General features: G+C 74.5%; 10 protein-coding genes. 4 read left to right on the top strand and 6 right to left on the bottom strand.

Annotated features, from left to right (window positions below; translation table 11 throughout):
• On the top strand, window positions 1–2335 hold a 2335-nt coding region (locus tag AB0K34_RS33470; RefSeq protein ID WP_364552955.1), incomplete at its 5' end, for an SbcC/MukB-like Walker B domain-containing protein.
• A gap of 4 nt (window positions 2336–2339) precedes the next feature.
• Here AB0K34_RS33470 and AB0K34_RS33465 read toward each other — a convergent pair.
• A complete protein-coding gene (locus tag AB0K34_RS33465; RefSeq protein ID WP_138640554.1) occupies window positions 2340–2705 on the bottom strand; it encodes a PH domain-containing protein in 366 nt (121 codons plus the stop codon).
• Window positions 2706–3077: 372 nt separating this feature from the next.
• Between AB0K34_RS33465 and AB0K34_RS33460 the strand changes: the two genes are divergently transcribed.
• From AB0K34_RS33460 to AB0K34_RS33450, 3 genes are read left to right on the top strand one after another with little or no spacing between them, the layout of a single operon-like run.
• Window positions 3078–4160, top strand: a complete 1083-nt coding sequence (locus AB0K34_RS33460) for a multicopper oxidase domain-containing protein (protein ID WP_301177331.1) — start codon at window positions 3078–3080, stop codon at window positions 4158–4160.
• Window positions 4161–4220: 60 nt separating this feature from the next.
• Window positions 4221–5690: a multicopper oxidase domain-containing protein gene (locus AB0K34_RS33455; protein WP_364552953.1), complete on the top strand. Its 1470-nt coding sequence runs from the start codon at window positions 4221–4223 to the stop codon at window positions 5688–5690.
• Between the two features lie 21 nt (window positions 5691–5711).
• Window positions 5712–6167, top strand: coding sequence for a hypothetical protein (locus AB0K34_RS33450; protein ID WP_364552951.1), 456 nt, complete (start codon window positions 5712–5714; stop codon window positions 6165–6167).
• A 70-nt stretch (window positions 6168–6237) separates the two neighbouring features.
• Here AB0K34_RS33450 and AB0K34_RS33445 read toward each other — a convergent pair whose 3' ends face one another.
• Genes AB0K34_RS33445 through AB0K34_RS33425 form a run of 5 tightly spaced genes read right to left on the bottom strand, consistent with a single transcriptional unit; the run spans window position 6238 to window position 10016 of the window.
• Window positions 6238–6954, bottom strand: coding sequence for a helix-turn-helix domain-containing protein (locus AB0K34_RS33445; protein ID WP_364552950.1), 717 nt, complete (start codon window positions 6952–6954; stop codon window positions 6238–6240).
• A 59-nt stretch (window positions 6955–7013) separates the two neighbouring features.
• Window positions 7014–7334: a co-chaperone GroES gene (locus AB0K34_RS33440; RefSeq protein ID WP_089326083.1), complete on the bottom strand. Its 321-nt coding sequence runs from the start codon at window positions 7332–7334 to the stop codon at window positions 7014–7016.
• A gap of 10 nt (window positions 7335–7344) precedes the next feature.
• Complete coding sequence (locus AB0K34_RS33435; protein WP_138640559.1) at window positions 7345–8253, bottom strand: NAD-dependent epimerase/dehydratase family protein; 909 nt, start codon at window positions 8251–8253, stop codon at window positions 7345–7347.
• A 42-nt stretch (window positions 8254–8295) separates the two neighbouring features.
• A complete protein-coding gene (locus tag AB0K34_RS33430; RefSeq protein ID WP_301177328.1) occupies window positions 8296–9066 on the bottom strand; it encodes a serine protease in 771 nt (256 codons plus the stop codon).
• Window positions 9036–10016, bottom strand: coding sequence for a DMT family transporter (locus tag AB0K34_RS33425; protein ID WP_138638833.1), 981 nt, complete (start codon window positions 10014–10016; stop codon window positions 9036–9038). Before AB0K34_RS33425 ends, AB0K34_RS33430 begins: the two co-directional genes overlap by 31 nt.
• Between the last annotated feature and the right edge of the window lie 34 nt (window positions 10017–10050).

Genomic DNA, 10050 nt, shown 5'->3' with positions numbered 1-10050 from the left:
CCCGGCCGTCCCGCAGCCGCGCCGCGGCGAACCCGCCGTCGAGCCGTTCGCCGAGGTCGAGGCGCTGCCAGCGTGGGCGGCGGAGCTGGCCGGCGGGCACGCCGACGTCCGCGCCGCCGTCGAGGCCATGCGGGCCGGCGTCACCGAGGCGCTCCGGGCGGCCCGCGCGGAACTCGACGACGCGAAGGCGCTCGCCGACCGGCGCCGCCGGCACGCCGAGGCCGTCGCCCGCCGCGACGCGCTGGCCGGCCGGGCGGAGGAGAAGTCCCGGACGGCGTCCCGGCTCGACGCCGCGGCCCGCGCCGACCGGGTCGTCCCGCTGGTGCGCGACGTCCGCGACCGGCACGCCCGGGCGGTGCAGGCGCGCCGCTGGGCCGAGGAGACCCGCGCCCGCGCGGCGTCGCTGCTGCCGCCGAAGGCGCCGGAGGACGTCCTCGCCAAGGCCGAGCGCGACCGCCGCGACGAGGCCGCCGCGCTGGAGCGCATGCGCGCCGCCGCCGCCCGCCTCCGCGAGGTCGAGCGGCAGCGCGACGCCCTCGCCGCGGAGCTGGGCCGGCTGGAGCCGCGGGACGCGCGGACCGCCGCGGCGCTGGAGGAGCTCCCCGCGATCGTGGCCGCCCGCCGCGCCGAGCTGGACGAGGCCAGGGTCGCGGCGGCGGGCGTGCGCGGCGCCGAGGCCGCCGTCCACGACGTCCGGCGCAGGCTGGACGCCGCCCACCGCCGCGACCGGGTCGAGATCCTGCTCGCCGAGGCGGAGGAGGCGCAGCGCGCCGCGGTCGACGCCGCCCAGGAGGCCCGCGACCGCGCCCAGGAGCTCCGGCAGGCGCGCCTGGACGGGATGGCCGCCGTCCTCGCCGGGGAGCTGAAGGACGGCGAGCCCTGCCGCGTCTGCGGATCCACCGAGCATCCCGCGCCCGTCGCCTCGCTCGCCGTCGTCCCCTCCGAGGAGGAGGTCGAGCGCGCCCAGGCCGCCTACGACGCGGCGCAGACGCTCCGGGAGCGGCGGACCGGCGAGGTGGAGTCGCGGCGGTCCGAGCGCGACCAGCTCCTGGAGGCCGCCGGCGACGTGCCCGCCGAGGCGCTCGCGGCGGAGCTCGCCGAGGCCGAGCGGGCGCTGGAGGCCGCGGCGGCGCGGGCCGTCGAGGCCGCCGAGCTGGAGGCCGCCCTGCACCGGCACGAGCAGGAACTCGACCGCGCCCGCGCCGAGCGCCACGAGGTGTCCCGGCTGCTCACCGAGAACCGCATCCGGGACGGGGAGCTGGCCGACGAGCGGGCCCGGCTGTCGGCGGAGCTGGACGAGGCGCGCGGCGATGACCCGACGCTGGAGGCGCGCATCGCCCGCCTCGGCCGCGAGGCCGGCGCGCTCGCCGAGGCCGTCGAGGCGCTGCGCGCCTCCGGCCGCGCCGACGAGGAGCTGGCCGCCGCCCGCGCGAAGGCGCGGCAGGAGGCGGCGGAGCAGGGGTTCGGCACGCCCGACGAGGTCGAGGAGGCGGCGCTGTCCGACGAGGACCAGGGCGTCCTGCGCGACCGGATCCGCCACCTCGACGACGAGGAGGCGCAGGTCCGCGCCCTGCTGGGCGATCCGGCGCTGGCCGCGGCGGCCGCCGCGCCCGCGCCCGATCTGCCCGCGCTCGAAGCGGCGGTGCGGGCGGCGGAGGCGGCGCACACCGCGGCCGCGAACGCCGCCGACCGCGCCCGCAAGCGCTGCGAGCGCCTCGCCGAGCTGCGCGCGGACCTCGGCGCGGCGGTGCGCGCGTGGCGTCCCGCCGCCGAGCGGTACGAGGTCGCCGAGCGCCTCGCCGGGCTGGCGTCCGGCAAGCACGCCGCGAACCGGCACGCGATGTCGCTGTCGGCGTACGTGCTCGCCGCGCGCCTGGAGCAGGTCGTCGCCGCCGCGAACGAGCGGCTGTCGCGCATGTCCGGGGGCCGCTACGCCCTCGTCCACACCACCGACAGGGCGGCGGGCGACCGCACGAAGGGCGCGGGCGGCCTCGGCCTGCGCGTCGCCGACGCCTGGACGGGCCTGGAGCGCGACCCCGTCACCCTGTCGGGCGGCGAGTCGTTCATCACGTCGCTGTCGCTGGCGCTCGGGCTCGCCGACGTCGTCACCGCCGAGGCGGGCGGCGCCGAGATCGGCACGCTGTTCGTCGACGAGGGGTTCGGCACCCTCGACGAGGAGACGCTCGACGAGGTCATGGACGTCCTGGACGGCCTGCGCGACGGCGGCCGGGCGGTCGGCATCGTCAGCCATGTCGCGGAGCTGCGCGCCCGCATCCCCGCCCAGCTCCGCGTGACGAAGAACCGCGCCGGCTCCACCGCGGCGACCGTCGTGTGACGCGCTACGAGATGTACTGCAGGATCACGTTGTGGACGTGGTGGCTCTTGTCGCTGCCGCGGAACTCGACCTCGTAGGTGTGCGTGCCGACGTTGATCGCGATCGACCCGGTGGAGAAGTAGGACCCGGCCCACGACTTGTTGCTGACCACGCTCACCGAGGTGATCTTCGAGTAGGGCACGCTGGTGATCGCGTACTTCTTGCCGGCGAAGCTCTTGTCCTGGATGATCACGCGCCGGTCGGTGAGGCCGATGAACCCGGTGCCGGCCCCGACCGCGTCGTAGACGGCGATGATCTGCTCGCCGGGGATCAGCCCGCTCTCGATCTGCTTGAGCTGGCCCGACCTGTCGTGTTCGATCCCGTCGCCCATCGGTTCCTCCAGTGCTCGGTGTGCCGGTTCGACGGACGGGCGGTCCGTCCCGTTCCGCAGGGGAGTGTCGCAGCCGTCGCGCGGGGGACGAGCCGCTTCGAGGAAGCCGGTGCCGTTCGCCGCCGTCCGCGGCGTCCGAGCGGGCGGCGGTAAAAAAACCAGTGTATTTGGTGTAAATCCCTGGGGCGCAGCGGGGCCGCCGAGCCGCCCCGCAGGCTGACCCCTCCATTGCGTCAACCTCACTGACCAGCGACTTTGCGAGCCCGCCGGCGGTGTGCGGCGCCTCACAGCACCCCGCTCTGGACGCGCCCGCTCTTTCTCCAATAAAAACTAGCCTGCTAGTAAAAAATAGGCCCGGAAGGGGTCGGCAGGATGGACGGAGCAAGATCGAGGGTGCTCGTCGCGGCGTTCGCGTTCGCGGTCGCGCTGACCGTGGCGCTGTGGACGCTCCCGCGCGGCAACCCGGCCGAGGCGGCGCACTCGGCCGGGTCCGCGCACGAGGCGGAACCGGCCGCGGCGGCCGCGTCGCCCGGCGCGGAGCACGACGGGACGTCGCACGACGCGTCGGGCGCCGGCGGGGCGGACGGCTGGAAGGCCATGGACGACGCCATGGCCAAGCGGGACAAGAGCTTCCCGGCGGCGACCAAGGGCCAGGGCGGGCAGGACCTCGCCCCCACGGTGCTGCCGGACGGCACCAAGGAGTTCCACCTGACGGCCAAGGCCGTGAAATGGGAGGTGGAGCCCGGCAAGGTCGTGGACGCCTGGGGCTTCAACGGCATGGTGCCGGGCCCGACGATCCGCGCCGACGTCGGCGACAAGGTCCGCATCGTGGTGAAGAACGAGCTGCCCGAGCCGACCAGCGTCCACTGGCACGGCATCCAGCTGCCCAACAAGATGGACGGCGTCCCGAACGTCACCCAGGACTCCATCAAGCCGGGGAAGACGTTCGCCTACGAGTTCCCGGTGACCCGGATCGCGGACACCTGGTACCACTCCCACTACAACGGCACCAAGCAGGTGAGCAGCGGCCTGTGGGGCGCGATCCAGTTCGGCGACGTCCCCACCCCGCACAAGGAGAAGGTCGCGCAGAAGCAGATCATCCAGATCCAGGACGCCGGCGTGATCGGGATGACCCTGAACGGCAAGTCCTTCCCGGCGACGAAGCCGCTGAAGGCGCGGGTGGGCGACTGGGTGCAGGTCACCTACGTCAACGCGGGCACGATGGCGCATCCGATGCACCTGCACGGCGTGGACCAGGTGATCATCGCCAAGGACGGGTTCCCGCTGGAGCAGACCTACAAGGCCGACACGGTCAACGTCGCGCCCGGCGAGCGCTACACCGTGCTCATCCACGCCGACCAGCCCGGCAAGTGGATCTGGCACTGCCACATCTTCCCGCACGCCGAGGGCTCCCAGGGCATGTTCGGCCTGGTCATGGAGATGCAGATCACCTGATCACGGCCCGGCTCGGACCGCCCGAACCCCCCATTCCCCCCGCACACCTGGAGTGAGTCGATGTCCACAACAACCCCTGAGCCGGACCGTCCGGCACCGGGCAGACCGCCGGGGCCCGCCCGCAGGCGCTGGACGGCGGCGCTGAACGGGTTCATGCCCGTCATCAGCGCGGCGCTCGCGCTCGGCCTGATCGTCGGGCTGCTCATGGTCAGCGCCGCGCCCGGCGGCCACGAGCACGGCGCGCTGGCCTCGTCCGAGGAGGGCGCCGCGGCGCCCGCCGCGGGCGGCGCGGCCCTTCCCGGGAAGGGCAAGAAGGTCACCCTCGACTTCGAAGAGGGCGACATGTACATCAAGCCGAACAAGGTCACCGTCCCGGCCGGCGCCGACATCACGGTGAACGTCGTCAACAAGGGCAGCCAGGCGCACACCCTGAGCCTGCTGGGCAAGACGAACAAGCAGCTCGAACCGGGCAAGTCCGAGACCCAGCACTGGGGCGTGCTCACCGAGTCCACCCAGGCGTGGTGCGTCATCCCGGGCCACAAGGACGCCGGCATGCTCGTCGAGATCACCGTGACCGGCGGTGAGAGCACCAAGGCGGCGGGCACCACCGCGGCCGCTGCGGCGGGAGCCGGCACCGCCGGCGACACGGCGAACGCCAAGATCGACCCGGCGGCGAAGCCGGCCGCCGGATGGAAGCCGTTCGACCCGACGGCACCGGTCAACGACGGCAAGGACGTCCACGAGGCGACGTTCACCGTCACCGAGAAGGAGATCGAGGTCGCTCCCGGGGTGAAGCAGACCCGGTGGACCTACAACGGCACGGCGCCCGGCCCCACGCTGCGCGGCAAGGTCGGCGACACCTTCCGGATCAAGCTCGTCAACAAGGGCTCGATGGGGCACTCCATCGACTTCCACGCCTCGAAGGTCGCGCCGAACGTCCAGATGCGGACCATCAAGCCCGGCGAGACGCTCGTCTACGAGTTCACGGCGCAGTTCTCCGGCATCTTCACCTACCACTGCGGGTCCGACCCGATGATCTACCACATGGGCAACGGCATGCACGGCGCCCTGATCGTCGACCCGCCGGACCTGCCGAAGGTCGACAAGGAGCTGGTGCTCATCCAGTCGGAGCTCTACCTCGGGCCGCAGGGCAAGCCGGGCGACCTGAAGAAGATGCAGGCCGGCGAGTACGACGCGGTGGTCTTCAACGGCTACCACAACCAGTACGTCCACGCCCCGATCAAGGTGAAGCCCGGGGACCGGGTCCGCGTTTGGGTGGACGACGGCGGCCCCAACGAGAACATCGCCTTCCATGTCGTCGGGACGATCTTCGACACGGTCTGGAAGGAGGGCGCCTACACGCTGCGGCGCGACAACAAGGAGAAGGGCGGCGCGCAGGTCCTCGACCTCCAGCCCACCCAGGGCGGCTTCGTCGAGTTCACCCTCCCCGACGCCGGCACCTACCCGTTCCTCGGCCACAGGATGAAGAACATGGCCGCCGGCGGCCTCGGCGTCTTCCAGGTCGGCTGACCCGCACCCATGGAGGTGACCATGACAACCACCGACACCGCGGGGACGGCCGTCCCGGCGTCCTCGCCCGCACTCACGGCCAGGCGCGCCGCCGCCGCCGGGTCCGTGCTCGCCGCGCTCATCCACTACGCCGTCGTGCCGGAGCACCTCGACGAATGGTGGGCGTACGGCGTGTTCTTCAGCGCCGTCGGCATGTTCCAGCTCATCTGGGCCGTGCTCGCGCACACCGGCGACGAGCGGCCGGTGCTGCTGTCCGGCCTCGCCGTCAACCTCGGCGTCCTCGCCCTGTGGGCGGTGAGCCGCACGAGCGGCCTGCCGTTCGGGCCCGAGCCGGGGGAGGCGGAGGCCGTCGGCGTCCTCGACGTGCTCAGCGGCGCCGCCGAACTGGTGCTGGTCGCCGGGATCCTGCTGGCCCTGCGCGGCTCGCGCCGGCGGCCCGCCGAGACCCCGGCGGAACCCGCCGGCGAGAGCGGGTGACGCGCACCCCGTCCCCGCACGCGGGCCCGCGGATCCGAAAGGACCCGCGGGCCCGCCCGCGTGCGGTCGCTCAGTGGCCGGCGTCGCGGGTGCGGCGCAGGTACGCCAGGCAGAGGTGCGGCTCGACCAGGGGGTCCAGCCGGTCCGCCGCCAGCGGGACGCCCATCTCGGCGAGCGCCCCCTGGATCAGGCCGAGGTGCAGCCGGCACACGACGTCCGCGTGCCGTTCCGCCACGGTGCCGAAGGGGCAGTTGCGCACCCGGATGCGCACCTCCTCCGGATCCGGGTCCGGGTGGTCGGCGCCTTGCTCGAACTCGGGGCTGAAGCCCATGCCGGCCATCATCCGGTCGAGCCGCTCCAGCGCCTCCGCCGTGCCGAGCCGCTGGAACGGGGCGGGCGGATCGGCGAGGTGGCGGCCCCAGGCCCGGCCCGCCTCGATCGCGGCGCCCTCCGGATCGGGCAGCATCCCGGAGACCAGGCTCGCCAGCATCTCGGCGAGCAGCCGGTAGCTGTGCCGGCCGTCCGGCTCCTCCGCGCGGTACACCATGCGCGGGCGGCCGGGCCGGTCGCGGCCCTCGGGCACCCGCCGCACCAGGCCGGCCTCCGCCAGCCCGTCGAGATGGAAGCGCGCGGTGTTGGGGTGCAGCCCGGCCCGCTCGGCGATCTCGCGCACGCCGAGCGGCGCGGCGCCCGCCTCGCGGACCACCCGCAGGACCCGGGCGCGGCTGCCGCCGAGCCCCGCCTCGGCCGCCGCCGGCTCCGCGTCCACCCATTCGCGGTCGTCCATGGCCCGAGTTTATGCATATCCACTAGTGAAAATCAGCAGGCGGACGGGCGGGAACGCGGTCAGAGGTAGAGGCCGGTGCCGTGCTCGGGGCGCTCGCTGGCGATCGCGTGCAGGTCGCGCTCGCGCATGACCAGGTAGTTCTCGCCCTGGATCTCGACCTCGTACTGGTCGCCGGGGTGGAACAGCACGCGGTCGCCGGGCTTGACGATCCGCACGTGGTGGCCGACCCCGCAGACCTCGCCCCACACCAGGCGGTTCCCCTGCTCGACGGTCGCGGGGATCACGATGCCGCCGGTGCTGCGGCGCTCGCCGCTGTCCTTCTCGACCTTGATCATGACGCGGTCGTGCAGCATCTGGACTTCGAACTTGGGCTCCGACACGCCGGCGAGTTTAGCCGTCCGCGCGGGTCAGGGCGTCCCAGGAGCCGGCGATGATCTCCGGCAGGGCGGACCGCTCGGGCCGCCAGCCGAGTTCGCCGCGGATCGCGGCGGCGTCGCAGACCAGCACCGGCGCCTCCGGCCGGGCCGGGCGGCGGCGCACCGGCACCGGCCGCCCGGTCACCGCCTCGACCGCCGCGACGACCTCGTGGACGGCGGCGCCGGCGCCGCTTCCGACGTTGTAGACGCGGTCCTCGCCGGGGCGGACCGCCTCCAGCGCCCGGACGTAGGCGGCGGCGAGGTCGTCCACGTGCAGGTACTCGCGGACGGCCCGGCCGTCGCCGTTGACGTCCAGGTGCGGGGCGTGCCCGGCGGCCACGGCGAGGGCCGCCGGGATCAGCCGGGTCCCGTCGGGGTCGATCCGGCCGTCCACGGACCCGGCGACGTTGAACGTGCGCAGGACCACCGCGCCGATCGCGCCCGTCCGGGCGTGGTACCGGACGGCCTGCTCGGCGGCCAGCTTCGACGCCCCGTACGGGCTGGCGGGCGCGGTGGCCTCGGTCTCGGGGATGGGCTGCCGCTCCGGCGTCCCGTACACGGCCGCCGTGGAGCCGAACACGACCCGGTCCGCGGCCACGGCCTCCAGCAGGTTCACCGTGCCCTGCACGTTGGCCGTGAAGTACGGCAGCGGCCGCTCGAACGACTCGCGGACGCGGGTGAGCGCGGCGAGGTGGCACACGCCGTCGTAGGGGCCGCGCGGCAGCCCGTCCGGGGCGAGCAGGTCGCCGCGGACGGCGCGCACCCCGGCCGGCAGCCCGGCGTCCCGCCGCACCAGCCCGTCGACCTCGTGCCCGGCGGCGGCGAGCCGCCGCCCGACCGCGTACCCGATGTACCCCGCCGCCCCCGTCACCAGCACGCGCATGCAAGCAGCATCCAGCGGCGGCGCCGCGGGTTCAAGCCGCGGTCACGGCAGGGAGTCGAGCCGCGCGTACACGCCGGGGTAGCCGGGCTTGGCGCAGCCGTACCCCCAGGACGTCAGCGCGGCGACGCGGCCGCGGACCAGCAGCGGCCCGCCGCTGTCGAACTGGCACGAGTCGGCGGTGCCGGACCCGGCGCACAGCATGTCGGACGGGTCGAACGCGTCGCCGTAGGCCCGCCGGCACGCCGCGTCGCCCGGCAGCGGGAGGTCCGCCGCCCGCAACCGGGTGTTGAACAGATCGTTCTCCGAGGTGAAGCCCCAGCCGGCGATGCGCCCGGTGCGGGCCGCTCCGGGTGGGCCGAGCACGGCGAGCGGGCGGCGGACGGGCCGCGCGAGGGTGAGGACGGCGAGGTCGTGGTGGCCGACGGTCTCGTCCTGGAACGAGGTCTCCCGGTACTGCGGATGCAGCCGCACCGACCGCACCGCGACCGTCTCGCCGCCCGAGCCGACCAGGTCGTCCCGGCCGAAGGTGGCCGTGAGCAGGCCGGGCAGCGACCGGAACAGCGAGACGCAGTGCGCCGCGGTGAGCACCCGGTCCGGCTTGATCAGCGCGCCGCCGCAGAACTGCCCGGACGGCCGGACGAAGAAGACCGGCGACCCGACCGCGGCCAGCCACGGGTAGGCGGAGGTCGAGGCGGGGGCGCCGCCCACGACGGCGGACGCGGGGGGCGACAGCGGCGGGAGGGCGAGGAGCGGGAGCGCCAGGAGCGCGCCGAGCACCCCCGTCAGGAGGGACCGGCGGGAGTGGAGGGCCATCTGGGCAATGTACGGGGATCAAGGGCGGCGTGCACGGTGTCGCGGGCGGCCGGTTCCGGCTCCTCGTGCCGGGGGAACAGCACGAGCGCGACCAGCGCCAGCACGAACCCGCAGGCCCGCAGCGCGAACGGGCCCGCGTCGCGCGGCCAGTCCTCGCCGAACAGGACCGAGCTGCTGAGCAGCAGGTACGACCGGCCGATGACGGTGAGCACGACGGCGACGATCGCGATCCGGCAGCGCTGCAGCGCGACCTGGAGCTGGCCGAGCGCGATCGCGGCGAGGCCGATCGTCAGCCACGGGTAGGCCGACTGCAGCACCGCCTGGAAGCTGCCGGTCTCCTGGTAGACGATCGCGATGCCGCGGATGCCGGCCTCGGCCAGGCCCGCGCACGCCCCGGCGCCGACGCCGTAGGCGACGCCGGCGAGCTTGCGGGCGTGCCGGCCGCTCGCCCGGCGGTCCCCGACGAGCCACACCAGCGCCGCGATGACGACCGCCGGCGCGCAGATGGCGATCATCAGCCACGGCCGGGCGAGGGTGCCGGTCAGCGTGGCGTCGGCGTGCAGCTCGCCCTCCTCGGTGGCGGAGAGCCCGATCAGCATGGTGGCGAGCACGAACAGCGCGACGCTCGTCCACTCGCGGAGGCTGAGCCGCTCGCCGAGGAAGCGCACCGCGTACGCGACGAGCATCACCAGCGCCACCGCGAAGATCGGCTGCGCGACGGCGAGCGGCATCGCCGAGAACGCCACCACCTCGTAGCCGAGGCCGAGGAACAGCAGCAGCCCGCCGCCGAGCCACACCGGGTCGGTGAGCATCAGCCGGGCGACGCGGAACGGGCGGCTGCCGCGCAGCGGCTCCATCCGGCGCGCGGACGCCCGGAACACCAGGAACGCGATGTAGTAGGCGGTGGTCGCGATTAAGGCGAGGGCGGCATAACCCAGGTCGGAACCCATCGGGAGGAACCTCTCGGTGGACGGGGGACGGGGC

This window comes from Actinomadura sp. NPDC049382 (genome assembly GCF_040677125.1).
GTDB lineage: Bacteria > Actinomycetota > Actinomycetes > Streptosporangiales > Streptosporangiaceae > Spirillospora > Spirillospora geliboluensis.
Note: the sequence above shows the minus strand (reverse complement) of the source record. Positions and strands in the feature narration are given on the sequence as shown.